The organism is Paraburkholderia sp. (genome assembly GCF_004298475.1).
Classification (GTDB): domain Bacteria; phylum Pseudomonadota; class Gammaproteobacteria; order Burkholderiales; family Burkholderiaceae; genus Paraburkholderia; species Paraburkholderia denitrificans.
Genome location: NZ_SCRP01000037.1, coordinates 76,274 through 103,137, shown reverse-complemented (window position 1 = coordinate 103,137; position 26,864 = coordinate 76,274). Strand labels below are relative to the sequence as shown.

22 protein-coding genes and 1 pseudogene are annotated in these 26,864 nt (G+C 65.6%); 9 read left to right on the top strand and 14 right to left on the bottom strand.

Going from position 1 to position 26,864, the window contains the following annotated elements:
- Positions 1 to 57: 57 nt before the first annotated feature.
- Entirely contained in the window at positions 58 to 678 is a 621-nt protein-coding gene (locus EPN59_RS19600) for an META domain-containing protein (protein WP_293033761.1), read from the bottom strand.
- Between the two features lie 229 nt (positions 679 to 907).
- Here EPN59_RS19600 and purT point away from each other — a divergent pair, with 229 nt between their 5' ends.
- From purT to EPN59_RS19585, 4 genes and pseudogenes are all read left to right on the top strand, one after another.
- Positions 908 to 2,131: a formate-dependent phosphoribosylglycinamide formyltransferase gene (purT, locus tag EPN59_RS19595; RefSeq protein ID WP_293033759.1), complete on the top strand. Its 1,224-nt coding sequence runs from the start codon at positions 908 to 910 to the stop codon at positions 2,129 to 2,131.
- Positions 2,132 to 2,308: 177 nt separating this feature from the next.
- A pseudogene (locus EPN59_RS19755) lies at positions 2,309 to 2,412 on the top strand (DUF6726 family protein); the annotation flags it as partial.
- A gap of 46 nt (positions 2,413 to 2,458) precedes the next feature.
- Positions 2,459 to 2,842, top strand: coding sequence for an MliC family protein (locus EPN59_RS19590; RefSeq protein ID WP_293033757.1), 384 nt, complete (start codon positions 2,459 to 2,461; stop codon positions 2,840 to 2,842).
- 519 nt (positions 2,843 to 3,361) lie between these two features.
- The gene (locus tag EPN59_RS19585) at positions 3,362 to 4,831 is read left to right on the top strand and encodes a DEAD/DEAH box helicase (protein ID WP_293046641.1); all 1,470 of its coding nucleotides are present in this window, start codon (positions 3,362 to 3,364) and stop codon (positions 4,829 to 4,831) included.
- Between the two features lie 113 nt (positions 4,832 to 4,944).
- On the opposite strand, the gene gluQRS is transcribed toward EPN59_RS19585, so the two are convergent.
- Positions 4,945 to 5,928, bottom strand: coding sequence for a tRNA glutamyl-Q(34) synthetase GluQRS (gene gluQRS, locus EPN59_RS19580; protein WP_293038452.1), 984 nt, complete (start codon positions 5,926 to 5,928; stop codon positions 4,945 to 4,947).
- 28 nt (positions 5,929 to 5,956) lie between these two features.
- Positions 5,957 to 6,874, bottom strand: coding sequence for a sulfurtransferase (locus tag EPN59_RS19575; protein ID WP_293046635.1), 918 nt, complete (start codon positions 6,872 to 6,874; stop codon positions 5,957 to 5,959).
- A gap of 227 nt (positions 6,875 to 7,101) precedes the next feature.
- On the opposite strand from EPN59_RS19575, the gene dnaE reads away from it, so the two are divergent.
- On the top strand, positions 7,102 to 10,674 hold the full coding sequence (gene dnaE / locus EPN59_RS19570) for a DNA polymerase III subunit alpha (protein ID WP_293038446.1): 3,573 nt from the start codon (positions 7,102 to 7,104) through the stop codon (positions 10,672 to 10,674).
- Positions 10,675 to 10,743: 69 nt separating this feature from the next.
- On the opposite strand, the gene EPN59_RS19565 is transcribed toward dnaE, so the two are convergent.
- Positions 10,744 to 11,577 carry a glycosyltransferase family 2 protein gene (locus EPN59_RS19565; RefSeq protein WP_293038443.1) on the bottom strand — a complete coding sequence of 278 codons (834 nt, stop codon included), beginning with the start codon at positions 11,575 to 11,577 and terminating at the stop codon, positions 10,744 to 10,746.
- Entirely contained in the window at positions 11,574 to 12,386 is an 813-nt protein-coding gene (locus EPN59_RS19560; protein ID WP_293038440.1) for a glycosyltransferase family 2 protein, read from the bottom strand. The genes EPN59_RS19565 and EPN59_RS19560 overlap by 4 nt, the downstream gene beginning before the upstream one ends.
- A gap of 347 nt (positions 12,387 to 12,733) precedes the next feature.
- Between EPN59_RS19560 and msbA the strand changes: the two genes are divergently transcribed.
- Positions 12,734 to 14,518 carry a lipid A export permease/ATP-binding protein MsbA gene (gene msbA, locus EPN59_RS19555; RefSeq protein WP_293038437.1) on the top strand — a complete coding sequence of 595 codons (1,785 nt, stop codon included), beginning with the start codon at positions 12,734 to 12,736 and terminating at the stop codon, positions 14,516 to 14,518.
- A 166-nt stretch (positions 14,519 to 14,684) separates the two neighbouring features.
- On the opposite strand, the gene EPN59_RS19550 is transcribed toward msbA, so the two are convergent.
- Entirely contained in the window at positions 14,685 to 15,842 is a 1,158-nt protein-coding gene (locus tag EPN59_RS19550; RefSeq protein WP_293038435.1) for a glycosyltransferase family 9 protein, read from the bottom strand.
- Between the two features lie 349 nt (positions 15,843 to 16,191).
- On the opposite strand from EPN59_RS19550, the gene EPN59_RS19545 reads away from it, so the two are divergent.
- The 3 genes from EPN59_RS19545 (at position 16,192) to EPN59_RS19535 (ending at position 18,865) form a co-directional block, all read left to right on the top strand.
- On the top strand, positions 16,192 to 17,352 hold the full coding sequence (locus EPN59_RS19545) for an O-antigen ligase (protein ID WP_293046632.1): 1,161 nt from the start codon (positions 16,192 to 16,194) through the stop codon (positions 17,350 to 17,352).
- A 14-nt stretch (positions 17,353 to 17,366) separates the two neighbouring features.
- Positions 17,367 to 18,293 carry a glycosyltransferase gene (locus EPN59_RS19540; RefSeq protein ID WP_293038430.1) on the top strand — a complete coding sequence of 309 codons (927 nt, stop codon included), beginning with the start codon at positions 17,367 to 17,369 and terminating at the stop codon, positions 18,291 to 18,293.
- Between the two features lie 263 nt (positions 18,294 to 18,556).
- Entirely contained in the window at positions 18,557 to 18,865 is a 309-nt protein-coding gene (locus EPN59_RS19535) for a DUF4148 domain-containing protein (protein WP_293038427.1), read from the top strand.
- A 55-nt stretch (positions 18,866 to 18,920) separates the two neighbouring features.
- On the opposite strand, the gene mnmH is transcribed toward EPN59_RS19535, so the two are convergent.
- The 8 genes from mnmH to purD all read right to left on the bottom strand — a co-directional run bounded on the left by mnmH (position 18,921) and on the right by purD (position 26,814).
- Positions 18,921 to 20,036, bottom strand: coding sequence for a tRNA 2-selenouridine(34) synthase MnmH (gene mnmH / locus EPN59_RS19530; RefSeq protein WP_293046629.1), 1,116 nt, complete (start codon positions 20,034 to 20,036; stop codon positions 18,921 to 18,923).
- A gap of 23 nt (positions 20,037 to 20,059) precedes the next feature.
- Positions 20,060 to 21,529 (bottom strand): ribonuclease G, encoded by a 1,470-nt coding sequence (gene rng / locus EPN59_RS19525; protein ID WP_293033546.1) that lies wholly within the window; start codon positions 21,527 to 21,529, stop codon positions 20,060 to 20,062.
- Positions 21,530 to 21,538: 9 nt separating this feature from the next.
- The gene (locus tag EPN59_RS19520; RefSeq protein ID WP_293033548.1) at positions 21,539 to 22,162 is read right to left on the bottom strand and encodes a Maf family protein; all 624 of its coding nucleotides are present in this window, start codon (positions 22,160 to 22,162) and stop codon (positions 21,539 to 21,541) included.
- 144 nt (positions 22,163 to 22,306) lie between these two features.
- Complete coding sequence (rlmH, locus tag EPN59_RS19515) at positions 22,307 to 22,777, bottom strand: 23S rRNA (pseudouridine(1915)-N(3))-methyltransferase RlmH (protein WP_293033550.1); 471 nt, start codon at positions 22,775 to 22,777, stop codon at positions 22,307 to 22,309.
- A gap of 22 nt (positions 22,778 to 22,799) precedes the next feature.
- A complete protein-coding gene (rsfS, locus tag EPN59_RS19510) occupies positions 22,800 to 23,411 on the bottom strand; it encodes a ribosome silencing factor (protein ID WP_293046626.1) in 612 nt (203 codons plus the stop codon).
- A 2-nt stretch (positions 23,412 to 23,413) separates the two neighbouring features.
- Positions 23,414 to 24,124 carry a nicotinate-nucleotide adenylyltransferase gene (locus tag EPN59_RS19505; RefSeq protein ID WP_293033554.1) on the bottom strand — a complete coding sequence of 237 codons (711 nt, stop codon included), beginning with the start codon at positions 24,122 to 24,124 and terminating at the stop codon, positions 23,414 to 23,416.
- Between the two features lie 4 nt (positions 24,125 to 24,128).
- On the bottom strand, positions 24,129 to 25,085 hold the full coding sequence (gene hemF, locus EPN59_RS19500; RefSeq protein ID WP_293033556.1) for an oxygen-dependent coproporphyrinogen oxidase: 957 nt from the start codon (positions 25,083 to 25,085) through the stop codon (positions 24,129 to 24,131).
- A 454-nt stretch (positions 25,086 to 25,539) separates the two neighbouring features.
- Complete coding sequence (gene purD, locus EPN59_RS19495; protein ID WP_293046624.1) at positions 25,540 to 26,814, bottom strand: phosphoribosylamine--glycine ligase; 1,275 nt, start codon at positions 26,812 to 26,814, stop codon at positions 25,540 to 25,542.
- Positions 26,815 to 26,864 lie beyond the last annotated feature (50 nt).

Sequence of the window (26,864 nt, the reverse complement as noted above, 5' to 3'; positions counted from 1 at the left end):
AATCGCGGTTCAATCGCGGTTCAATCGCGCGTTGGTTGCGGGTGGGTCGCGGGTCGATTACTGCTTCGGCTGGGCCGCCGGTGCGGCGTCGGCCGGATGCGTGAAGGTCAGGCGGTCACCGTTGTCGAGGATCAACAGCAGCGCTTGTGGCGCGTCCATTTGCATGCCGCTGCGCGCGATGCGGCTGAGGGCGTCGAGGTAGGCGCCCTCGACGTCGCCGCCTGTGCCGATGCACGCCATGCGCGTGCCCGCGAGCGTACCGAACGACAAGAGACCGTTTTTGAGCGCATAGGCGCCCGCGTAGCGGTTGCAGCCCGAGAAGCCGCTGGCGTGGCGCTGGCCGGTCGCCGTCGACAGTTCGAGCGTGATCGGGTTCGCTGCCGCTGCGGCGGCTGACGTGGCGGGTGCGGCGGGTGCAGCGGCCGTCGAGGCGCTCACGCCGGGCAGCGTACGCAGCGTGCCGTTAGCCTCCTTCCATTCGGTGAGCTGCCATTTCGTGTTGTCGAGCAACTGCGTGGCGGCGGGGATGAACGGATCCGACGGCGGCGCGGAAGCGTCCGTGTGCACGGGCATCTTGCACGCAGCCAGCATCAGCGCGAGTGCGAACGGCGCCGCGCGCGATGCGATCAGGCGCAGGGTAGGGTGCCCGTGCGGGCGCGTGCTCAGGCGAAATGACATCGCTTCGGTCCTGGTAATCGGCGAAGGCGTAAGCGTAACGCAGTAGCGGCCATGCGCGCGAGCCAAACGTCGAGGCAGGCCGAAGCACGTTGAAGCATGCTGAAGCGCACGCGCAGGTCAGCGCCTGCGTGCCACGGCGGTGCGCTCTCTGCTGCGGCGCCGCCTGGGCTGCGTGTTAACATCGGCGCTCGCTCGTATGGAGCAGCACCATCGTTATTCTGGAGACATCATGCAGATCGGCACCCGCATCGGCACGCCGCTGTCAGCCTCGGCCACGCGCGTCATGCTGCTTGGCGCTGGCGAGCTCGGCAAGGAAGTGATCATCGCGCTGCAGCGCCTGGGCGTCGAAGTGATCGCCGTCGACCGCTACGAGAACGCGCCGGGCCATCAGGTCGCGCATCGCGCGCATGTCGTCGACATGACCGATCCGCAGGCGCTGCGCGCGGTGATCGACGCGGAGCGCCCGCATCTCGTCGTGCCCGAGATCGAGGCCATCGCCACCGAAGCGCTCGCAGCCGTCGAAGCCGCCGGTGTCGCCGAGGTGATCCCGACCGCGCGCGCCGCGCAGCTCACGATGAACCGCGAGGGCATCCGCTGCCTCGCCGCCGAGGAACTCGGCATTGCCACGTCGCCGTACGCCTTCGCCGATTCGCTCGAACAACTGAAGGCGGGCATCGCGAATATCGGCTACCCGTGCGTCGTGAAGCCGGTGATGTCGTCGTCGGGCAAGGGGCAGTCGGTATTGCGCAGCGACGCCGACGTCGAAGCCGCCTGGCTGTACGCGCTCGCGGGCGGGCGCGTGAACTACGGCCGGGTGATCGTCGAGGGTTTCGTCAAATTCGATTACGAGATCACCCTGCTGACCGTGCGCGCCATCGATCCGGCGAGCGGGCAGGTCGAGACGTATTTCTGCGATCCGATCGGCCACTTGCAGGTGGACGGCGACTACGTCGAATCGTGGCAGCCGCAGCCGATGAGCCCGAAGGCGCTCGAACGCTCGCGCGAGATCGCGCACAAGGTGACCGAGGCGCTCGGCGGGCGCGGGATTTTCGGCGTCGAGCTGTTCGTGCGCGGCGATGAAGTGTGGTTCTCGGAAGTGAGTCCGCGTCCGCACGACACCGGGCTCGTCACGCTCGCGTCGCAGCGTTTTTCGGAGTTCGAACTGCACGCGCGCGCGATCCTCGGCTTGCCCGTCGATACGACGGCACGCGGTCCGGGTGCGTCGGCCGTTATCTACGGCGGGCGCGAGGAGCGCGGGATCGCGTTCGAAGGCGTTGCGGCGGCGCTTGCGGTGCCGGGTTCGGATCTGCGTCTGTTCGGCAAGCCGGAGAGCTTCGTGAAGCGCCGCATGGGCGTTGCGCTCGCGACCGGCGCCGATATCGAGGAAGCGCGCGCCCGTGCCCGCGCAGTGGCAGCGGCGGTGCAGCCGGTGTCGGGCAGCGTGGCGGAGTGAGCCCGGGGCTGATTGGCTGACTGCGTGACTTAATGAGCTTAATGAGCGACTGACTGCGCGACTGACCGAGCGTCGCAAAGCTGCTCAGGGCGCTGCGCTCGGAGTGACGCGCAGCGCATGTTCGCCAGCAGGGCGCGGCGAGTCGCGCACAGGCCGCGCCGTGCTGCATCGCACCGAGCTGAGCCGAGCCGCATAGCGTCGGCGGGGCTGAAGATCGTGCCGGTCGTGGGCCATGCCCGCGCCGCGCGACCGAAGCCTGCGCTGACATCATCGATCCCTGACGTGCCGCCCCGTAAGCGGCGCACGTCGTCACTCACGGAGAAACCCATGCAGAACAAACGGATTGCGGGTTGGGCGTTTCGCGCAGCAAGCCTCGCGCTGGCCTGCGGCGCAATGGCGCAAGCGCAGGCTGCGCCGCTGAACGTTCCTGAGATCCAGACGCAGGCCCGCCACGCGTTCAGCTACACCTGCGCGAACGGCAGGACCTTCAAGGTCGCCTATATCAACACGAAAAACGGCCAGAGCTTTGCGGTGGTGCCGGTGGAGGGACAGCGTCTGCTGCTGGTCGAAACCATTGCGGCGTCGGGCGTGAAATATCAGGCTGGCCGCTATACCTGGTGGACGAAAGGCCCGCGCGCCGATCTCTACGACGCCTCGGCTGGCGAAAATGCGCCGCCCATTCTCGCCGGTTGCGCGACGATCATGCGCTGAAGTCAGGCCGATTCGTCAGACCGATTAGTCAGACCGGCTCGGCAGACTCGCCTCGCGAGCGACGATTTTCCGTCATGTTGGGCCGGTAATATGCGGCACGGCTGCGCGGAGGATTCGGGCGGCGCTGTGCGAACCCGAGGACCTGCGGGCTCGCGCAGGCGCTCGCGCGCAGAAGCCCGGGCGCGCTGCCATCAGGATTTATGCCAGGGTGCTACAATACCGCGCTTTCGGCGAGGTGCGCCGGCCGCATCAGGCCGCCGTGGCTGCCGGATGAGAGCCGGGGTTGGCGCGCGCAGGGTATACAGCCGTAGTGCGCGCATCCCAGCCTCCGAGCCGGACTGCCGGTGCGGAAGCGTTACCCCGGCTGTACGCCGGTGACCTTTGCCAGGCGTACTCCTTGCGGCCCGCCGGGCCGCGAGTTGCGACTGTGTCCCACGACTGCGCCCCGCGACTTCGTCCCGCGATTTCGTCCTGATGAGGCGCCCGGCCGTGAGTACCGGCCTTTATAGCGAAGCCACCATGTCCGACACCGACGTCAAGCCCACCACTGCGACCTTCGACCAGTTTGGCCTTGCACCCCAAATCCTGAAGGCAATCGAGCAGCAGGGCTACACGACGCCTACGCCGATCCAGGCGCAGGCGATCCCCGTCGTCCTCGCAGGCCGCGACGTGATGGGCGCCGCGCAGACCGGCACCGGCAAGACCGCGAGCTTCTCGCTGCCGATCATCCAGCGTCTGCTGCCCGGCGCGAACACGAGCGCCTCGCCCGCGCGCCATCCCGTGCGCGCGCTGATCCTCACCCCCACACGCGAACTGGCCGACCAGGTTGCCGCGAACGTGCGCTCGTACGCCGGGCACACGCAGTTGCGCAGCGCGGTGGTGTTCGGCGGCGTCGACATGAATCCGCAGTCCGACGAGCTTCGCCGCGGCGTCGAAATCCTGATCGCGACGCCGGGCCGCCTGCTCGACCACGTCCAGCAAAAGACCACGAACCTCGGCCAGGTGCAGATGCTCGTCCTCGACGAAGCCGACCGCATGCTCGACATGGGCTTCCTGCCGGACCTGCAGCGCATCCTGAATCTGCTGCCGAAGGAGCGTCAGACGCTGCTCTTTTCGGCGACGTTCTCGCCGGAAATCAAGAAGCTCGCCGCCACGTATCTGCGCACGCCGCAGACCATCGAAGTCGCGCGCAGCAATTCGACGGCCACGAACGTCACGCAGATCGTCTTCGAAGTCGCCGAGGGCGACAAGACCGGCGCGGTCGTTCAACTGATCCGCGAGCGCGGCCTGAAACAGGTCATCGTGTTCTGCAACAGCAAGATCGGCGCGAGCCGTCTTGCGCGCCAGATCGAGAAGCAGGGCATCGTCGCCGCGGCGATTCACGGCGACCGCTCGCAAAGCGAGCGCATGCAGGCGCTCGACGCCTTCAAGCGCGGCGACATCGAAGCGCTCGTGGTGACCGACGTGGCCGCGCGCGGCCTCGACATCGCGGAACTGCCCGCCGTCATCAACTTCGACCTGCCGTTCAATGCCGAAGACTACGTGCACCGCATCGGCCGCACGGGCCGCGCCGGTGCGTCGGGCGACGCGCTCTCGCTGTGCAGCGCGAACGAGAAGAAGCAGCTGGTCGACATCGAGAAGCTCATCAAGCGCTCGCTGCCCGTCGAGCGTCTCACGGTCGATACGCCGGTCGCGCATCACGACGGCGGCAGCCGCCCGCGCCACGAGCGCGGCGAACGTGGCGAGCGCCCGACGCACGGCCATCGCCGCACGACGTCGTACGAGCGGCCGCATCATCGCGCGCAGCCCGTCGACGACTTCTTCCTGAAGCCCTATGAGCCGTCGCCGGTGGCGCGCAAGGCCGCCGAGGATCTCTCCGCGTCGAACAACGGCGCGCCGCAAAAGCCGCAGTCGAAGCAGCCGCTCGCCGCGCTGCTGGGCGGGCTCGGCGCGTCGTGGCGCAACAAGCCTTCGTCGTCGTCGAACTGATTTTTTTCGGCTGATCAACACACCGACAAACGGCGTGTCCGGCGTGATGCCTGACGCGCCGTTTCGTTTTTGCGCGCCCTGATCTGCCGCTGGCGCCGCTCGCGTCGCTGCGTTCAGGCGGCCGGCAATTGCGCGAGCCTGCGCCGCCAGGCGTCGATGGCGTCGGCCTGGAATGCTTCGAGCGACGTTGACGCCGGGTCGCGCAGCGCGAGCCCCAGATGCCGGGAAGCCGCGATGAGCGCATCGAGCGGGCGCTCGGGATCGAGCGCCTGCGCGCCGGTCTGCTTCGACAGCTTTTCGCCTTCCTCATTCGTCACGACCGGGACGTGCAGGTAAGCGGGCGTCGGCACGCCAAGGCAGCGTTGCAGCCAGATCTGGCGCGCCGTCGAATCGAGCAGGTCCGCGCCGCGCACGACGTGCGTGATGCCCTGCTCGGCGTCGTCGACCACCACCGCAAGCTGGTACGCCCACTGCCCGTCCGCGCGCAGCAGCACGAAGTCGCCCACTTCGGTCGCAAGATTCTGCGACTGCGAACCTTGCCAGCGATCGTCGAAGCGGATCACGGCTGCGTGCGCGGGCGCGTCCGCATGTTTGTCCGTATGTTTGTCCGTATGTTTGTCCGTATGTGTGTCCGTATGTGTGTCCGCGTGTGCGTCCGGGTGTGCGTAATCCGGCACGCGCAGGCGCCAGGCGCGCGCGGGCTTGCCGTGCAGGCCGCTGCGGCAGGTGCCGGGGTAGATCAGCGTGGTGTTGCGCTGATGCGCGTGCAGTTGCGAATCGGCGATTTCCTTGCGCGTGCAGCCGCACGGATAGGCGTGGCCCGCCGCGACCAGTGCGTCGAGCGCCGCGCGATAGCGCTCGATCCGCGCGCTTTGCCAGACGGGCGGTTCGTCGGCGTGAAAGCCGAAGCGTTCGAGCGTCGCGAGGATGTCGAGGTCGGTGCCGGGCACGGTGCGCGGGCCGTCGATGTCCTCGACGCGCACGAGCCACGCGCCGCCGTGCGCGCGCGCGTCGAGCCAGCTCGCGAGCGCCGAGACGAGCGAGCCGAAATGGAGCGGGCCGGTCGGCGAGGGCGCGAAGCGTCCGCGATAGGGCAGAGGGCCGGACGGTGCCGCGCGGCGGGTGTCAGTCACGCTCGTGCGGGCTCAGGCGCTCTTGTGGGCTTGCACTGGCCTGCGCCGAAGCGCCAGCGTCGTCTTCGCGCGCCGGATGGCAGGCGGGGCAGGTCTCGCCCTCGACATAGAGCGGCGACGCCAGCCCGGCGGGCGTCACGGCCGCGCCGCACGAGCGGCACTGCACGGTGGGGGACGGCGCGAGTTGCGGATCGAGCGCGCTGCGCTGGTCGAACACGAAGCAGTCGCCGCGATAATGCGCGCCGCCCACTTCCTCGAAGTACTTGAGAATGCCGCCTTCGAGCTGATAGACGTGTTCGATGCCCACTTCCTTCATGTGGATCGCGGCCTTCTCGCAGCGGATGCCGTCCGTGCAGAACGACACGACGGTCTTGCCTTCGAGATCGGCCCGGTTCGCCTCGATTACGCCGGGGAATTCGCTGAACTTGCCGATGCGGTAGTCGAGCGCCTGATCGAATGTGCCCACGTCGACTTCGAAAGCGTTGCGCGTGTCGAGCATGACGACCGGGCGGCCCTCGTCGTCGTGGCCGCGATCGAGCCAGGCCTTGAGCGTGACCGGTGAGACGGATGGCGCGCGGCCTGCTTCGGGGCGGATCGCGGGCTTCTTCATCGTGATGATCTCGCGCTTCAGACGCACGAGCATGCGCTTGAACGGGCGCGTTTCCGAGAAGCTTTCCTTGAACTGCAGCGTCGCGAACTTGCCTTCGAAGAGCGGATCGTGCCGGATGTAGTCGATGAAGGCGCGCACGGCGGTTTCGTCGCCGGCGACGAACAGATTGATGCCCTCCGGCGCGAGCAGGATCGTGCCCCGCAAATCGAGCGACTGACAGCGTTCGAGCACAAGCGGACGCCATTCGGCGAGTTTGTCGAGTGTCGCGAACTGGTAGGCGGAGAGATTGAGGATGCGCATGGGGGAAAACCGGAGAGACTTGCCCGCGGCGTCCGGCTTTGGGAGGTAGACCGGGCGGCGGGCGCAATTCGGCATTATCTCTCAACCCTGCTTCGCGACGTGGCGCCCGGTCCAGGTCCGGCCAGGTTCAGCCAGGTTCAGCCGGCTTTGCCCGCGGGCCTGGGAGGGCTTGTCCAGACGGCCAACGCCGCCCGGGCGGTCCGAATTCGCGCGAGGCTGGAGTTACAATGGCGCCCATGTCAGATCCCCGCTTCGTTCATCTTCGCATCCACTCCGAATTTTCGATTGCCGACGGCATCGTGCGCCTCGACGACCTCGTCAAGGCGGCGGCGAAAGACGGCCAGGGGGCGCTCGCGCTTACCGACCTCGCCAACGCATTCGGCCTCGTTCGTTTCTACAAGGAAGCCCGCGGCAAAGGGATCAAACCCATTGCCGGCTGCGACGTCTGGGTCATGAATCCGGACGACCGCGACAAGCCTTCGCGTCTCTTGCTGCTCGTGAAGGACAAGCGCGGTTACCTGAACCTCTGCGAATTGCTGTCGAAGGCGTGGCTCACGAACCAGCACCGCGGCCGCGCGGAAATCGATGTTGCATGGCTCGAAGGGGGCCTCGGGGAGGGGCTGCTCGCGCTCTCGGGCGCGCAACAGGGCGATGTCGGCCTCGCGCTCGCGGCGGGCAACACCGAAAGCGCGAAGCGTCACGCACAGCGCTGGGCGAAGCTGTTCCCGAACGGCTTCTATATCGAACTGCAACGCTGCGGCCAGCCGGGCGGCGAACCGTATGTCCAGCAGGCGGTCGCGCTGGCGGCGGACCTGAACCTGCCGGTGGTCGCCACGCATCCGATGCAGTTCATGCAGGCCGAGGAATACACCGCGCACGAAGCGCGCGTGTGCATCTCGGAGGGCGACATCCTCGCGAATCCGCGCCGCCAGAAGCGCTTCACGACGCTGCAGCGCTTCCAGTCGCAAGAGGAAATGGCGGCGCTCTTCGCCGATATTCCGTCGGCGGTGGCGAACACGGTCGAAATCGCGAAGCGCTGCAATCTCACGCTCGAACTCGGCAAGCCGAAGCTGCCGCTCTTCCCGACGCCGGACGGCCTCTCGCTCGACGACTACCTCGTGCAGCTCTCGAAAGAGGGGCTCGAAAAGCGCCTCGTGCAGTTGTACCCGGACGAAGCGGAGCGTGAGCAGGAGCGCGCGCGTTACTACGAGCGTCTGGAATTCGAGTGCGGAACCATCGTCAAGATGGGCTTCCCCGGCTACTTCCTGATCGTCGCGGACTTCATCAACTGGGCGAAGAACAACGGCGTGCCGGTCGGGCCGGGCCGCGGCTCGGGCGCGGGCTCGCTCGTCGCGTACGCGCTCGGCATCACCGACCTCGATCCGCTGCGCTACAACCTGCTGTTCGAGCGTTTCCTGAATCCGGAACGCGTGTCGATGCCCGACTTCGACATCGACTTCTGCCAGCACGGCCGCGACCGCGTGATCCAGTACGTGAAGGAGAAGTACGGCGCGGACGCCGTGTCCCAGATCGCGACGTTCGGCACCATGGCCGCGAAGGCGGCCGTGCGCGACATCGGCCGCGTGCTCGACCTCGGCTACAACTTCACGGACGGCGTGGCGAAGCTCATCCCGTTCAAGCCCGGCAAGCACGTCACCATCGCCGATGCGATGAAGGAAGAGCCGCTCCTGCAGGAGCGCTACGACAACGAAGACGAAGTGCACCAGCTGCTCGACCTCGCGCAGCTCGTGGAGGGCCTCACGCGCAACGTCGGCATGCACGCGGGCGGCGTGCTGATCGCGCCGGGCAAGCTCACGGACTTCTGCCCGCTCTACACGCAGGGCGACGAAAGCGGCGTCGTGAGCCAGTACGACAAGGACGACGTGGAAGCCGTCGGCCTCGTGAAGTTCGACTTTCTGGGCCTCACGACGCTGACGATCCTCGACTGGGCCGAGCGCTATATCCGCAGGCTCGACCCATCGAAGAAAGACTGGTCGCTCGCGCAGGTGCCGCTCGACGACGCGCCGTCGTTCCAGATCCTCAAGAAGGCGAACACGGTCGCGGTGTTCCAGCTGGAAAGCCGCGGCATGCAGGGCATGCTGAAAGACGCCCAGCCCGACCGTTTCGAGGACATCATCGCGCTCGTGGCGCTGTACCGGCCGGGCCCGATGGACCTGATCCCGAGCTTCTGCGCGCGCAAGCACGGCCGCGAAGTGGTGGAATATCCCGATCCGCGCGTCGAACCCGTCCTGAAAGAGACCTACGGCATCATGGTCTACCAGGAGCAGGTGATGCAGATGGCGCAGATCATCGGCGGCTACTCGCTGGGCGGCGCCGACTTGCTGCGCCGTGCAATGGGCAAGAAAAAGCCCGAGGAGATGGCGGAGCATCGCGAGATTTTCGCCGAGGGCGCGGCGACGAACGGGCTCACGCGCGAGAAGTCCGACGAGATCTTCGACCTGATGGAGAAGTTCGCGGGCTACGGCTTCAACAAGTCGCACGCGGCCGCCTACGCGCTGCTGGCGTACTACACCGCATGGCTCAAGGCGCACCATCCGGCGGAATTCATGGCGGCCAACATGTCGCTCGCCATGGACGACACCGACAAGGTGAAGATCCTCTTCGAGGACTGCATCGCGAACGGCATGAAGGTGCTGCCGCCCGACGTCAATGCGTCGGCGTACCGCTTCGAGCCGGTCGCCGATTTCGATCCCGCGGTCGCTGGCGCGCGCTCGCGCACGATCCGCTACGGCCTTGGGGCAATCAAGGGCAGCGGCCAGAACGCCATCGAAGAAATTTTACGTGCGCGTGAAGAAGGCGGACTCTTCAAGGATCTGTTCGACTTCTGCGAGCGTATCGACCGGCGCGTCGTGAACCGCCGCACGATCGAAGCGATGATCCGCGCGGGCGCGTTCGACGCCCTCCACGCGAATCGCGCGCAACTGCTCGCGTCCGTGCCGCTCGCGATGGAAGCCGCCGACCAGGCGAGCGCCAACGCCATGCAGGCGGGCCTCTTCGACATGGGCGATGCGCCGCTGGCCGCGCACGAACTCATCGACGAACCGGCCTGGCCGGAAAAACGCAAGCTTCAGGAAGAGAAGGGGGCGCTCGGCTTCTATCTCTCCGGGCACCTGTTCGACGCCTACAAGGACGAAGTGCGCCGCTTCGTGCGCCAGAAGATCGGCGAGCTGAAGGAAGGGCGCGACAAGCTCATCGCGGGCGTGATCGCGTCGCTGCGCACGCAGATGACCCAGCGCGGGAAGATGCTGATCGCGCTGCTCGACGACGGCTCCGGCCAGTGCGAAGTGACGGTCTTCAACGAGCAGTACGAAGCGCACAAGGCGCTTTTCAAGGAAGACGAATTGCTGGTCGTGCAGGGCGGCGCGCGCAACGACGCCTTCACGGGCGGCATCCGCTTCACCGTGGACACGGTGATGGATCTGGAGCGCGCGCGCAGCCGTTATGCCCAGGCCGTGAAGCTGCAGGTGAACGGCAATGCCGACGTGCATGCGCTGCGCGCCGTGCTGGAGGCGCATCGCGCGAAGCCCGACGACACGCTACCCGCGCCCGCCGAGCCCGCGCGCACTCGCGGCGGCCGCGAGGGTGGCGGCTACGGCCGTGATCGCGAGCGCAGCCACGCGGTGATTCCGAACGGGCTTGCGGTGCAGATCGCCTATCGCAACGAACGCGCGGAAGGCGAGGTCCGGCTGGGCGACGCATGGCGCGTCAAACCCACCGACGACCTGCTCGCGGCGCTGCGCAGCGAACTGGCCGGCAGCGCTATCGAGATCGTGTACTGACTGGCTTGGGCCCGCAGCAGCGTTTCGGTCGGATCATGTGGCGACTTGCCATGCACCGGGGCAAGCCGTCTACAGCGGCAGTTCCGCCAGGCCGCGCGCGGCGCGCACCGTGCCGTCCGCGATGCGCGCCTTGACGCGCTCATAGTTGGAGCTTTCCTGCGTACGCGGCTGCTCCCGGTGCCACAGGTGGAATATCTCCGTGGCGTATGCGCCGAGCTTGCGGTGCACGTTGCAGTTGGCGAGCCGGATCACGAGATCGGCATCCTCGTGCCCCCAGCCGACGAAGCTGGCGTCGAAACCGTTCACGCGCTCCAGATCGCAGCGCCACGCGCTCATGTTGCAACTCTTGATGCCGCGCCATTTGAACTGGTCGATGTCGCGCCATGGGTGGTCCGGCAGCTTGATGAAGAGCGGCGCGATCTTGTTGACATGGCCGCCCATGCGCTGCCGTGCCCAGAAGCCGATGCCTTCGTCCGGCAACGAGAGCTTCTGGCCGATGACCTGTTGCGTCAGCGTTTCGTCGAGCAGAATCCGGCTGCCTGTGACGACGACGCGCTCGGTGGCGAGTCGACGGTGTCGCTGTACGAAGTCGTGCTGTGGAACGCAATCGCCATCCAGAAAGATCACGTAGTCGCCACGGGACTTCGCAATCCCTTTGTTGCGAATCTCGGCGGCGCGGAACCCGTCGTCTTCCTGCCAGACGTGTTCGATGCGTACCGTGCTGGCCTGGGCGCAGCGTACAACGGTCTCGCGCGTCGAGTCGGTTGAACCGTCGTCGGCGACGATGATTTCGTAGTTCGTGTCGGTCTGCGCGGTGCAGGCGGTCAGTACGCGCTCAAGTGCGTCGGGACGGTTATAAGTGCTGACGACCACGGAAATCAGCATGTCGCGTGGCCCGTTCATCGGCCACTCGCGCGGTCACCGGGGGCGGCAGCGGCTGGCTGTTTCGTATCGAGCAGCATCAGCTTCAGGTAACGGTAGTAGGTGCCTTCGGCGTTGGAAATCGCGAGCACGAGGCCCATCTTGCCGTCAAGGAACCCGCGCTGGATGATCCAGGTGCGCACGAAGGTCCAGAACCCGTGCATCAGTGCTTTGCCGAGACTGCCGCGCTTGCCGCGCACCGCGCCCTGCGTTGCGCCATAGGTCGAATAGCTGTCGATCTTGCCGAGCACGTCGGAGAAGTCGCGAAAGCTGTAGTGAAGCAATGGTTCGCGAAGCGCGGCGATACGCGAATCGGGCGAGTAGAGCACGCGTTCATGAACGAGATCGTTCGAGAAGCGGGCGGCGTCGCGACGAAAGAGCCGCGTCACATAATCGGGCGACCAGCCGGAGTGGCGTATCCACTGTCCGCAGTAGTTCGAGCGGCGGGGCAACTGGAACAGGTCGGCGGCATTCGCTTTCACGCTCGCCAGAATTTCATCGCGCAGCGCCGTGGGAACGCGTTCGTCGGCATCGAGCGAGAGAATCCAGGGTCCGCGCGCCGTTTCGAGCGCGCGCTGTTTCTGCGGCCCGAAGCCGGGCCAGTCGGTTTCGACGACCGTGGCGCCGAACTCGCGGCAGATTGCCTGGGTGCCGTCCGTGCTGCCCGAGTCGAGCACGACGATTTCGTCGACCCAGCCCTGGACTGATGCAAGACACGCCCGAATATCGTGTGCTTCGTTCTTGACGATGACGATGACACTGATCGCATCGGGTTTGGCGATGTCACTCATCGGCGCTGGCTTGCGAAGGCTTGAAAAAGGGGCTGAATACCGCTGGATACAGCTGGATATCCGCCGGATACCGCGCTGGATACCGATCAGAGCCGGTTCCGGCGTTGTAAGTGGTTCATCGGCGCACGTCCATGCCGCCGATGAAACGAGGCAGTATATACAAAAATTTGCGCCAGTACACCGTGCGCGGGTGGCAGGTGACGGCGCTCATGCGGACTGCACGTCAAGGCGCGCGGACATCGCCCGGGAGAACCAGTTCATCGCCGCATTGGCCGAGCGTTTACAATGGCGTACTTGTTTGCCCGCCTGCGGGCGGAACGCTTCATCCGCATTTTTTCGAGGGCATTTTGGGCGGGAAATCAACCCTGAGCAAGCCGGTCGGTTCCGGCACGAAGTCGTCGCCGGTGGAGATCGGGCGCCGGCTGTGGCCGTATCTGAAGCCCCTTGTCTGGGTGCTTGTCGCCGGCGTGGTGTCGATGGCCGTGGTGGCGGCCACCGAGGCCGGCATTCCCGCGCTGCTCAAGCCGTTGCTCGATCACGGCTTTGGCACGCGGGGCGATCCGAAGGCGAAGTGGCTGGTGCCGGTTGCGGTCATCGGGCTGTCGCTCATACGCGGCGTTGCGCAATATGCATCCGGCTATCTGCTGCAGTACGTGTCGAACCGCGTGCTGCTCGCGCTGCGGCTCAAGATGTTCGAGCGGATGATTCACGCAAGCGTCGGGTTCTTCCAGCGCGAAACCGCGAGTACGGTGATCAACGCGATCGTCTTCGAAGTCAACCAGATTCTGGGCGTGCTGCTCGGCGTGCTGGTCACGCTCGTGCGCGATTCGCTGACAGTGGTGTTCCTGCTCGGTTACCTGTTTTACCTGAACTGGCGGCTCACGCTGATCGTCGCGGTGCTGTTGCCGGGCATCGGCTGGCTCGTCAGCAAGATCAACCGGCGTCTGCGGCGTCTGAACCGCGAGCATCAGTCGCTGACGAACGAGCTGTCTTATATCGTCGAGGAGACCGTCGGCGGCCACAAGGTGATCAAGGTTCACAATGGCGAGCAGTACGAAAAGGATCGCTTCGGCGCGATGAGCCGCCGGTTGCGCGGCTACCAGATGCGCATGACGGTCTCGGGCGGGCTCGCGCAGCCACTCACGCAGTTCCTTGCGTCGATCGCGCTGGCGGTCGTCATCACCATTGCGGTCGTGCAGGCGTCGAATGACCAGACGACGGTCGGCGGGTTTGTCGCGTTCGTCACGGCGATGCTGCTCGTGATCTCGCCGCTCAAGCACCTGATCGACGTGAACCAGCCGCTGCAGCGCGGGATGACCGCGGCCGAGCTGATTTTCGGGCTGATCGACGAACCGCCGGAGCCGGCTGGCGGCGGCATGCCGCTTGAGCGCGCGCGCGGCGAGGTGGAGTTCCGCGATGTTTCGTTCGCCTATGGCGCGAGCCATCGCGCGACGCTTGACCATGTGTCGTTCCGGGTGAAGCCTGGCGAGATGGTGGCGCTCGCAGGCCCGTCGGGCAGTGGCAAAACGACGCTCGTGAATCTGTTGCCGCGCTTTTTCGACCCGACCGGCGGCGAGGTGCTCGTCGACGGCGTGCCGATTACCGACTACGACGTGCATGCGCTGCGCCGACAGTTCGCGATGGTGAGCCAGGACGTGGTGCTGTTCAACGATACGGTCGCAAACAACGTCGCCTATGGTGAAACGGCGAACCGCGAGCGTGTGCAGCGTGCACTGCGTGCCGCGAACCTGTGGGAAACGGTTTCGGCGCTTCCTGACGGCATGGACACGTTGATTGGCGACAACGGCATGAAATTCTCGGGCGGGCAGCGTCAGCGCCTCGCCATTGCCCGCGCGATCTACAAGGACGCGCCGATCCTGATCCTCGACGAAGCGACGTCGGCGCTCGATTCGGAATCGGAGCGCCATGTGCAGGCGGCGCTTGAAACGCTGATGCAGGGGCGCACGACGCTCGTGATCGCACACCGTCTATCGACGATCGAGCGCGCGGATCGCATCCTCGTGATGGATGGCGGCCACATCGTCGAATCCGGCTCGCACCAGCAGTTGCTTGAGAATGGCGGGCTGTACGCGCACCTGCACCGGATCCAGTATCAGCAAAGCGCGGCTTGATGTGACAGTGGCGGTGATTGTGACGCTGCGGCGCGTGAAGCTGCACACGCTGCAGCGGTGATCTGGCGAGCGCCGCTGGCGCTATCGGGTGCGGGCGAGGATGCGTGGCTGTGAGCCGCGGATTGAGTCTGGGTTTGAGCCCGGGGTTGACCCCGGGTTTGACCCGCTAGTCGGCGCAGGAAAGCGAAGGCTGACGAGTGGCCAGTTGCTGGAGTACGGCGTCCATGATCTGCGCAGGCTCGATGGTGTCGACGTTGCCGCTGCCTTGCAGGCCGATGGAGTGGCATGCCTCGGTCAATCGCAGATAGGGCGGTTCGCGGTGCGAGAACAGCGAAACGCTTGGCGTGGACGTGCTATGCGCGACGTGCATGAGTCCGCCATCGGCGCCGACAAACAGTGCGGCGTGCGCGACGATCTCCCGTGCCTGCAGGAACGCCAGCTTGCCGGTGAGCGAACGGATCGCCACGTTGCCCGGCGCGCGCGCGCACAGATTCTGCGCGATTTCCGTGCCGTTATCCGAGCCGAGCACGACAAGTTCCTTAGGTATGCGAGCGTCGTCGCAGCGGCTCAGCATGTCGACGAATTCCGGCCAGCGGTGGTACGTCCGGTTGGGGTCCACGCCGCCCGCGGCGAGTGCGATGAACGGTTGCGCAGGAAGCAGCGGGCGCACCGAGTCGCGCGTCGCGTCGCAGCTGGACAGATAGGGCTTGCTGATCGAAGCCAGTTCGTCGACGTCGTAGCCGAGCGAGAAGACGTCGTTCACGCCCGCATAGCTAAAGCATGTCTGATTGCGATCGGGTCCGTTGAAGTACTGGTACAGGCACGCATGGGGCAGTTTGCGAAAGTAGCGCGCCTTCAGGCGGATCGACTGCAGGTTGTATTCGGACAGCAGTATCGCGTCGTACAGGTTCGCGTCGACTTCGAGCGGATCGCCATATACCCTGCCGAATATGTCGTCTTCCCTGAAAAGCGGAACCTGCGATGGCAATGTGAGGAGGTCGAGGCGAACCCCCGTGTTTTTGAGCAGCGCGCGGCCCGCCATGTCCATCGTTGCGTCGCCGAAGTTCCGCTTGGCGTAAATCCACAGCACGCGCTGCGAGCCGTCGAGATGCGGCCGTTCGTGTCGAAGCTGCCGGCGCGCGCCCAACAGCATCCTCTTGTGCAGATACTTCTTCGCAATCTTGATGCGACTGTTGCCGTTGAGAAATACGTCTGGTTCGTGCGGCACACCCGCATACGGGATGTTGACGGACCTGGCGACGGCGTTGTCCAGCCAGTTGGCAGGCGCAAACCATGAAGTGCTCGGGCGGGGCTGCTGAAACACGGGCCTTGTCCTAATTCTTGTCCACGGGTGGACGCCGAGTCTAACATGGCGGCGGCTCTTGCCCGGAGGCTGGGGCGGTATCAGCCGACGGAGCGGCTTATGCCGCTCCCGTAAAATTTACAATTGGTTTGAGCAACTCATGTGTGAGTACAATGTCAGGCTTCTCATCTGGTTTGACACGCGTAAATATTGTGCTGTGGTCAAGTGTCGTTACCGATAATAGAAAATCATAATGCCGACATCCGTTAAAACTGACAAACGACAGACGGTGCACGGTGACTGGTTGATTGCGCTTTTTCTGCTGACATTTCCGTCTGTGGCAATGCTTCTGAATGGCGGCGCGAGCGCCATGTCGATCATTGCGTCGGCTCTTTCGCTTGCTGTGTTGTGCTGGCCGCGTTCCGGTGCACCCTATGGTTACGCACGCCCCAGGCGTCTTGGGCTGGCCGTCTGTGTCGCGCTGGCCGGGCCGCTTGTCGCAGTGATGCTGAGCACGCGCCTGCACGGCCACGTGTCCCTCCGGTACTGGGATTCTCCGTCGCGGTTTCTTCTCGCCGTTCCGCTCTTTCTCGCCCTGCGACGCGCGCCGCAGCGGGTCTTCGCGTGGGCGGATCTGTCCTTTACGCTTGGCGTGCTGTCGACCCTGGTGATCATCCTGTTCATGTCACGCGACTGGGGCGACGGCCGGGTTAGCAGCAAATTTCTCAATCCGATTCATTTCGGGGACATCGCGCTTGCGTTTGCCGTGCTGTCGGCGCTTTCGCTGAACTGGTGGCGCAAGGACACGGTGCTTTTACGCGTACTCAAGATCGCAGGTCTTTTTGCAGGCCTCGCGGTTTCGTTGTTGACCGGCTCGCGCGGCGGATGGGCCGCGATTCCGCCCATCGCCGTGCTGATTCTGTGGGAGCGCGGCCGCGGCAAGTCCTTGCGCTGGAACGTGCTGGCGCCCCTTGCCGTTGTGGCGCTGCTTGCGCTCGTCTACGGCCTGTCCGGTTCGGTGCGCGAGCGCATCGACATGGTGTCGTCCGATTTAGCGCAGTACACGCATGGGGAACGCGACACGGCGGTTGGAATCCGGCTGCAGCTCTACGACGTGGCATTCACGCTGATTCGCCAGCATCCGGTGCTGGGCCTCGGCGGCGAGGGCTTTCGCGATGCGATGCCCGGGCTTGTCCGGCAAGGTGCGCTTACGCCGCTTGCGGCGCAATTCGGCATTGGTGAGACACACAACCAGTTGCTGGCCTATACGGTCAATTTCGGCATCGTGGGCGGCATTGCACTGCTCGGCATCTATGTCGTACCCGCACTCTTTTTCGCTAGCCGTTTGAGGGCGGCATCGGGCACGGTGCGCCGTACGGCGCTCATGGGACTTTCGTTCGTCCTGATGTTTCTTGTTTTTGGCTTGACGGTAGAGACTTTCGACCTGAAAGGCACGGTGGCTTTCTATGCGACCGTGGTCGCCGTGCTGCTGGCGATCACCGATCGCGCCGACGCCGTGTCAGCCGCTTAATCATTAGAATCGACATGTTCAGCATCCTGATTCCGACCTGGAATAATCTGCCGTATCTGAAACTGTGCATCGACAGTATCCGGTGCCACTCTGCGTACGAGCATGAAATTCTCGTGCACGTCAACGACGGCAGCGACGGCACGCTCGAATGGGTCCGCGAGCAGGGTATTCGACACACCTGGAGCAAGGGCAACGTTGGCGTATGCATCGCGGTCAACGACGTCGCACGCCTTGCATCCCGCGAGTGGCTTCTGTACATGAACGACGACATGTATTGCACGCCGGGGTGGGACACCGCGTTTGTCGAAGCGCTGCGCGGGCTCGGGAATACGCCGGCCTATCTCGCATCCACGATGATCGAGCCGACCGATACCGGCAACGCGCTCGTGACGGTCGCGCACTTCGGCACCGGCCCCGCCGATTTCGATGAGGCGCGATTGCTGGACTTTGCAGCGAACATGGACACGGTTGACCGGGATGGCGTCGCATTGCAGCCGACGCTGGTGAGTCGCGAACTCTGGCTGCGGGTCGGCGGCTACAGCATCGAATTCGGGCCGGGCATGAGCAGCGATGACGACCTCCTGATCAAGCTGTGGCTCGTCGGCTGCCGGGTATTCCGCTCGGTTGGCGCGAGCCGCGTCTATCACTTCGGTTGCCGCACGACGGGGCGTATTCGTCGCAATCGCGGCAGCCGCGAGTTCCTGATGAAGTGGGGGATTTCGCAGCGCGATTTCAGGCACAACTATCTTGGCCAGACCGGTAACCCGGCAGCCGGAACACTTCCGAACGTGCCGCGTCCCGGTTTCATGAGCCGCCTGAAGCGGGTTCTCTATGCGTTCGGGCTCTATCCGACCGAGGACCTCGAAGCCTGGGAGCCGAACCTGCCGGCGCAACTGCAGCATACCGCTGCCTTGATGGACCGCGACGTGTCTCGCCCGTAATACCGAACGTTGTTGACGCGACGGCCTTGCGGCAAATGCGCACCAATACGCATACAAATACGCATGCAAATCGTACGATAAATCGAACGAGCTGCGCTTTAGCTTTATGTAGAAGTGAGGCCGGTGGATTCTTTCGATACCTGGAACGGTATTTTAGAAGAATAGAGGTTAACCCTTACTCTCGATCCTCCTAGACTGTGTACGTCGGTCACATGCATACATCGTTGCATGCAGGCCAGACCAAACTAAATGGAGGATATACCGTGAAGTCCCTGATTCAAGCCGTTGCCGTTGCCGCCGCACTCGTTGTTCCCGTCGCTTCGTTCGCCCAGTCGCACTCGACCATTACGCGTGAGCAGGTTCGCGCGGAACTCGTGCAACTCGAGCAGGTGGGCTACCACGTCGGTGACGGCGACAACACCAACTATCCGGAGGCGATCCAGGCCGCTGAAGCACGCGTGGCCGCGCTGAACGGCAAGACCGGAGTTGGCGGCACGGCTGATGGCACGTCGCAAGCCGGTGGCCCGTCGAAGGTGTCGGTGCAAGACTGGAACGCGATGTACAACCACTGAGCACGCCGCTTTCCGTTGAGGGCGCCGCGACGCGGACTGTGAGCCGCCGCGCCGCTCAGCGAAGTGTGCTGCCGTCGTGGTTTGCGTTATCGGCGCTGTCGTCGTTATCGCCGCTCTCTGCGCGGGTCTCGCGCAATTGATCGAGCAGCGTTTGCGCCTGCATGACCGTGTCGCCGCGCACAGGATGGAACGCAAAACGCGGCGCCGCTTCCAGTTTTGCGAAGTTGCGCCGGGTGCTGCGCGTATAGGCCGGATCGTAGTGCTCGGCGACGAGCGCCTCGGTCAGCGTCATGCGATCGTCGGCGTCGAGCAGACGGCACCACGTCTCGATGCGCTCATGTCCATGCAGCGGCACAAGCTTCAGCAGTTGCTCCCGGAAGTAGTCGCGGTCGCCGAGCAGGTGGCCGTATTCCTCCAGCAGCAGCGCGACGCGCTCGTCGCGCGCGACCTCCACCACGACGCATGGCGCCGCGCGCATCGTGTCGATGAGCGCGACCGGCACCGTGATGGTCCCGATGCGCCGGCTTTCCGCTTCGACGAACACCGGCCGCTCCGTATCGAGCGCGTGCAGCGCCTGAACCAGCGCCGTATCGAACGACTTCTGCGACGGCTGCCCGCGTTCGGGCAGCGCGCCGAGCAGCGAGCCGCGATGCGCCGCGAGTGCTTCTAGATCGAGCGTCTGCGCGCCGGCTTCTGCGAGCGCCTGCAACAGGCGCGTCTTGCCGCTGCCCGTGGGGCCTGCGAGCACGATATAGCGGTAGTTCGCGGGCAGGGCGCCGAGCGCCTCGACCACGGACTGCCGGTACGTCTTGTAGCCGCCTTCGAGCTGGCGTGCGCGCCAGCCGATCATGTTGAACATCGTCGTCATCGACCCGGAGCGCTTGCCGCCGCGCCAGCAGTAGATGAGCGGGCGCCAGCTGCGCGGCCGTTCGGCGAACAGCGTGTCGAGATGCGTGGCGATGTTGCGCGCGGCAATCGCCGCGCCAACACGCGCCGCTTCGAACGGCGACTGCTTGTACAGCGTGCCGACGATCACGCGTTCTTCATTGCTCATCACCGGCGCATTGATTGCGCCGGGAATGTGGTCTTCCGCGTATTCGAGCGGCGTTCTGACGTCGATGATTTCGTCGAATTCGCCGATCTGTCCGATGGTGACGCGCTGCTGGTTCAACTGCTGTGCTCCGTGTTGCTGCGTTACATCAGCACGATATCGTACTGTTCCTGGCTCAGGTTCGACTCGACCTGAAGCGACACCGGCTTGCCGATGAAGTCGATCAGCATCGCGAGATGCTGCGACTCTTCTTCGAGAAAGAGGTCGATCACCTGCTGCGACGCCACCACGCGGAATTCGCGCGGATTGAACTGGCGCGACTCGCGCAGGATCTCGCGCAGCACGTCGTAGCAGACCGTGCGCGCGGTCTTCACCTGGCCCTTGCCGAGGCACGTGGGGCACGGCTCGCACAGCACGTGTGCGAGCGATTCGCGCGTGCGCTTGCGCGTCATCTCGACGAGCCCCAGCTGCGAGAAACCGTTCACGGTCACGCGCGTGCGGTCGCGCGAGAGCGCCTTCTTCAGTTCGCCGAGCACCTGTTCGCGATGCTCGACGTTTTCCATGTCGATGAAGTCGATGATGATCACGCCGCCGAGATTGCGCAGGCGCAACTGGCGGGCGATCGTGTGCGCCGCTTCGAGGTTGGTCTTGAAGATCGTGTCGTCGAAGTTGCGCGCGCCCACGTAGCCGCCGGTGTTCACGTCGATCGTCGTCATCGCCTCGGTCTGGTCGATCACGAGGTAGCCGCCCGACTTGAGATCGACGCGCCGTGACAGCGCGCGCTGGATTTCGGCCTCGATGTTGTAGAGGTCGAAGAGCGGGCGCTCGCCCGCGTAGTGATGCAGCTTCGGCGACACAGCCGGCGTGAACTCCACCGCGAATTCCATGAGCTTCTGGAAGGTCTCGCGCGAATCGACCTGCACGCGCGTCGTCTCTTCGTTCACGAAGTCGCGCAGCACGCGCTGTGAGAGATTCAGGTCCTGATAGAGCAGGCTCGTGGCGGGCAGGCGCTGCGCCTGCGCGAGAATCGTCGTCCAGGTCTTGCGCAGATACGCGACGTCGGCGGCGAGTTCTTCGCTCGATGCGTCTTCGGCAATCGTGCGCACGATGTAGCCGCCTTTCTCGTCGGCGGGCAGCACGGCCGTGAGGCGCGCGCGCACCGCTTCGCGCTCGGCTTCGCTTTCGATCTTCTGCGAAATGCCGATATGCGGCTCCTGCGGCAGATAGACGAGCGTGCGCCCCGCGATGCTGACCTGCGTCGAAAGGCGCGCGCCCTTCGTGCCGATCGGATCCTTCACGACCTGCACCATGAGCGTCTGGCCTTCGAAGACGGTTTTCTCGATGGGCTGATGCGTCACGCTCTGATGCGTTTCACCGGCGATGCGCGGCTGCCAGATGTCGGCGACGTGGAGGAATGCGGCGCGTTCGAGGCCGATGTCGATGAATGCCGACTGCATGCCCGGCAGCACGCGCACGACGCGGCCGAGATAGACATTGCCGACGCGCCCGCGCGAGAGCGTGCGCTCGACGTGAAGCTCCTGCACTGCGCCCTGCTGGACGAGCGCGACGCGCGTCTCCTGAGGCGTGACATTAATCAGGATTTCTTCGTTCATGGTGTTGTTTTAAAAGTCGATGCGCGCCGCACGCAGGAGGGCGGCTGTTTCGAATAATGGCAAACCCATGATACCCGAATAGGATCCGTCGATTCGCTCGACGAATTCGGCTGCACGGCCCTGAATGCCGTATGCGCCGGCCTTGCCGAACGGCTCGCCGCTCGCGACGTAGCGCGCAATTGCCGCGGGCAGCGCGGCGGCGAAGCGCACATGCGAGTGCGAAAGCGCGACGGGCAGACACACGCCTGCCGCATCGACGACCGCCACCGCGGTGAGCACCTCGTGGTCGCGTCCGGCGAGGCGTTCGAGCATCGCGTAGGCGTCGGCGGCGTCGTGCGGCTTGCCGAGGATATGGCCGTCGATCGAGACCGTGGTGTCGGCGGTGAGGATCGGCGCGAACGGATGCGCGCCCGCGACGAGCCGCGCGCGCGCCGCATCGGCTTTGGCCGCGCAGACGCGCGTGACGTAGTCGGCGGCGCGCTCGCCGGGCAGCGCGGCTTCGAGCGCTTCGGCGTCCTCGTCGGGGCGCGGCAGCAGCAGTTCGAAGCGCACGCCGAGCTGCTGCAGCAACTCCTGGCGGCGCGGGCTCTGCGAGGCGAGATAAACGTACGGATAAGTCACGGAGGAGGCCATCTGAGCGTCTCGGACGTGGCGGATAGTCGGGTCAGTCGGATCAATCGGGTCAGTCGGATCAGGAAAAACGGCGCGCGCAGCGCCCGCTTGCACGTGGATCATGCGAATCATGCGGATTGCGCAAATCGTGCGGATTTGCGCGGATCAAACGCGATGATAGGGGTGATTCTGCGTAATGGTCCAGGCGCGGTACAACTGCTCGGCGAGCAGCACGCGCACCATCGCGTGGGGCAGCGTGAGGCTCGACACGCGCAACAGCAGATCGGCGCGCGACTTCAGTTGCGGGTCGAGCCCGTCCGCGCCGCCGATCAGGAACGCCACGTCGCGCCCGTCCTGCTGCCACAGCGGCAGCGCCTGCGCGAGCTGCATCGTGGTCCAGTCCTTGCCGCGCTCGTCGAGGGCGACGAGGCGCGCGTTCTTCGGCAGCGTCGCTTCGATGCGCGTGCGCTCGGCGGCCATCACGCTCTCGGCGCTGCGGCTCGATGAGCGCTGCTCGGGCTTCACCTCGCGCAACTCGATGCGCAACTCGGGCGGCATGCGCTTCGTGTATTCCTCGAACCCCTCGGCGATCCAGTCCGGCATCTTGTGGCCGACAGCGACGATATGCAGCTTCATCGGATCAGCGTGCGTGCGGCGCTCACTTCGCGGCGCTGCGGCGCGCGGGGCTCTTGCGCGCGGGTGCGGCGGCGTGCTTTGCGGCAGCGGGTTTTGCCGTGGTCTTCCGGGCAGCGGCAGGCTTGGCAGCGGTTTTCGCCGCGGGCTGCTTCACAGCCTGCTTCACAACCTGCTTCACAGCCCTCTTCACAGCCGGCTTTTTCGCGGCGACGGGCGCTGCGTGGCCGATCTCGTCCTCGTCTTCGTCGTCCATCGGCTCGCTCGGCCGCGCACCCGAGAAACCGCTGGTGTTCGCGAGCTTGAGGTGCACGGGCTTGTCGCCCCAGATTTCTTCGAGGTTGTAGTACTGACGCAGCGCCGGTTGAAGGATATGGACGACCGCGTCGCCGCAATCCACGAGCACCCATTCGCCGATGTCCTCGCCTTCCGTGCTGATGATGTCGCCGCCCGCTTCCTTGACCTTCTCGCGCACGCTGTTGGCGAGCGCCTTGGTCTGGCGGTTCGATGTGCCGCTCGCGACGATCACACGGTCGAAGAGTTCGGTCAGGTGGGTGGTGTTGAACACCTTGATGTCCTGTGCCTTGACGTCTTCGAGGCCGTCGACGATAGCGCGTTGCAGTTTGCGGATGTCCATATTTACTCGTGGTACAGATGATGTTGAAGAATATAGTCCCACACGGGCGCGGGAATGGAGGCGGTGGGCGTCGCGATGCCGGGCGCGCCGGTGTCGTGCGCGGCGCGGCGCGCGCGGATCTGGCGGCGGATTTCGGTGGCCGACACATCGTACGCGAGCGCCTCGTCGATCATGACGCAGCCGTGCGGCGTCGCGGCGAGCGCGGCGGGCGCGGCGCGCCGTGCTTCGACCTCGGCGGCGACGGCTGGCGGCACCGATGCGAAATCGAAGCCCGGACGGCTCGCCACGCCGACGTGCGCGAGGGCGAACAGTTCGCGCCAGAAGTGCCAGGTGTCGAGATGCAGCAGCTGATCGGCGCCCATCAGCAGCGTGAGCGAAGCGTCGCTGCCGTGGTGCGCGCGCCAGCGGCGCAGCGTCTCGACGGTGTACGTGGGGCCGTGGTGCTCGATCTCGTCGGTATCGACGCGAACCGTCACACCCGGCAGCACAAGCGACGCGGCGGCCGCTCGGGTCATTGCGAGCCGGTGCTCGGCGGCGCTCACCTCGGGCTTCTGCCAGGGCTGGCCGGCCGGCAGCAGGACCAGTTCCGTGAGGCCGAGCAGCCCGGCGAAACGCCGTGCGAGCGCGAGATGGCCCTCGTGGATCGGATCGAAGGTGCCGCCGAGCAGGCCAATGCGGCGCGCGAGCGGACGAGGCGAATCGACTGGCGTCACGGCGTCAGATCCAGTCGCGCACGGGCAGGAAATCGGTGTAGAGACGCGCTTCCGGCGAACCGGGCTGGGGCCGCCAGTCGTAGCGCCAGGTCGCGCTGGGCGGCATCGACATCAGGATCGACTCGGTGCGCCCGCCGCTTTGCAGACCGAAATGCGTGCCGCGGTCGAGGACCAGGTTGAATTCGACGTAGCGGCCGCGCCGGTAGGCCTGGAATTCGCGTTCGGCTGGTCCGTACGGCGTCGCGCGGCGCTTTTCGATGATCGGCAGATACGCCTTGAGAAAGCCCTCGCCGACGCTCTTCACCATCGCGAACGCCTGGTCGAAGCCGCCTTCGGCGTAGTCGTCGAAGAAGATCCCGCCGATGCCGCGCGCTTCGTTGCGGTGCTTCAGGAAGAAGTATTCGTCGCACCAGCGTTTGAAGCGCGGGTAGAGGTCAGGGCCCCATGGCGCGAGCGAGTCGCGGCAGACGCGATGGAAATGCTGCGCGTCTTCCTCGAAGCCGTAGTAAGGCGTGAGATCCATACCGCCGCCGAACCAGAAGACGGGCGCTTCGCCCGCCCTGGTCGCGAGCAGCATGCGCACGTTCATGTGCGCGGTCGGGCAGTACGGATTGCGCGGGTGCAGGACGAGCGAAACGCCCATCGCCTCGAAGCCGCGGCCGTCGAGCGCGTTGCGCGCGGCGGTGGCCGAGGGCGGCAGGGCGTCGCCCGAGACGTCCGAGAAACCGATGCCCGCACGCTCGAAGAACTGGCCGTCTTCGAGGATGCGCGTGCAGCCGCCGCCGCGCAGTTTCTCGCCTGCGGCGCGCTGCCAGCGGTCGGTGGCCATCGGCGTGCCGTCGAAGCTGCCGAGCGCGTCGGCGATCTGCGTCTGCAAGCCGGACAGCCAGGCGCGCACGGCGGCGCTGTCGGGAGTCGTGCGCTCGTCGGGCGCGCCGGTGCTGATTGAGTCGGTCGTCATCGTTATGTGCTGGCTTGATGTGCTGGCTTATTGTGTTAACGGCGGGGTGAACGGCGCGCCGAACAGCTTTGGCGGGCGTGATGGCGTGGTTCGGTGGCCGGTGTCGGGCCGCTGGAGCACGGATGAGCGCACGGCACGGCTGACAGCGGCAGTGTAGCGCCGTTCTCGCAGACGACGGCGCGCAACCAGGCTGGATGCGCGGCGCGTTCGCGCTGTCGCGCGAGCCTCGCGCCTTGCGGCAACGGGGTTCTGGCCCGGTTTGCGCGTATTGCACCGCACCGTCGGCCGTTGCGCGGCGGTTCGCTCGGGTCAGGTTCGGTTCGCGCCGGTTCGTACATGCACCGGAGAGCGGCACCGTCGCCTGCGCCTGGCCAATATTTCGTAAAGCCCAGCGTCGAAACCCGGCGGTCCGATCACGCCGCCGTCTCGCGAGACGGCGGCGGCGGCGTGGCGCTTACTGCTTGCGGCCGGCGGCGCGATAGCCGATGTCGTGGCGATACTGCATGCCGTCGAACGAGATGCGGTTCACGGTCTCGTACGCCACCGATTGCGCGCTGCGCACCGAATCCGCGAGGCCGACCACGCACAGCACGCGGCCGCCCGACGTGAGGAGCTTGCCGTCGACGAGCTGCGTGCCCGCGTGGAAAGTCACGGAATTGTCGGTTTCGGCGGGGATGTCGCTGATGCGGTCGCCCTTGCGCGGCGTGTCCGGGTAGTTGTGCGCGGCGAGCACGACGCCGAGCGCCGTGCGGCGGTCCCATTCCAGCTCGACCTGGTCGAGCGTGCCCGCAATCGCGTGCTCGACGACCTTCGAGAAGTCGCCCTTCAGGCGCGCCATGATCGGCTGCGTTTCGGGGTCGCCCATGCGGCAGTTGAATTCGAGCGTCTTCGGGTTGCCCTGCGCGTCGATCATGAGCCCGGCGTAGAGGAAGCCCGTGAAGCGGATGCCTTCCTTCTCCATGCCCGCGACGGTCGGCAGGATGATTTCGCGCATCACGCGCGCATGCAGTTGCGGCGTGACGATGGGCGCGGGCGAGTAGGCGCCCATGCCGCCCGTGTTCGGGCCCTGGTCGCCGTCTTGCAGGCGCTTGTGGTCCTGGCTCGATGCGAGCGGCAGCACGTGCTTGCCGTCCACCATGACGATGAAGCTCGCTTCTTCGCCCGCGAGGAATTCCTCGATCACGACGCGTGCGCCGGCGTCGCCGAGCCGGTTGTCGGCCAGCATCATGTCGATGGCCTGATGCGCCTCTTCCAGCGACATCGCGACGACCACGCCCTTGCCCGCGGCGAGACCGTCGGCCTTGATGACGATGGGCGCGCCGTGCGTGTCGATGTAGGCGTGCGCGGCAGCCGCATCGGAGAAGGTCTCGTAGGCGGCGGTGGGGATGCCGTGGCGCTTCATGAACGCCTTGGCGAAATCCTTCGAGCTTTCGAGCTGCGCGGCTTCCTTCGTCGGGCCGAAGACCTTCAGACCGCGCGAGCGGAACACGTTGACGATGCCGGCTGCGAGCGGCGCTTCGGGACCGACCACGGTCAGCGCGACCTGTTCGCGCTCGGCGAAGTCGGCGAGTTCGTGGATGTCCGTGATGTCGACGTTGGCGAGCCGCTCGTCCTGCGCGGTGCCGCCGTTGCCCGGTGCGACGTAGACGAGCTGCACGCGCGGCGCCTGGGCGAGCTTCCACGCCAGCGCATGTTCGCGGCCGCCAGAACCGACGACGAGTAACTTCATTTGAATCCCCGAAAGACCAGAAAACAGTGAGGCCGGCGCGTGGGCGCCGG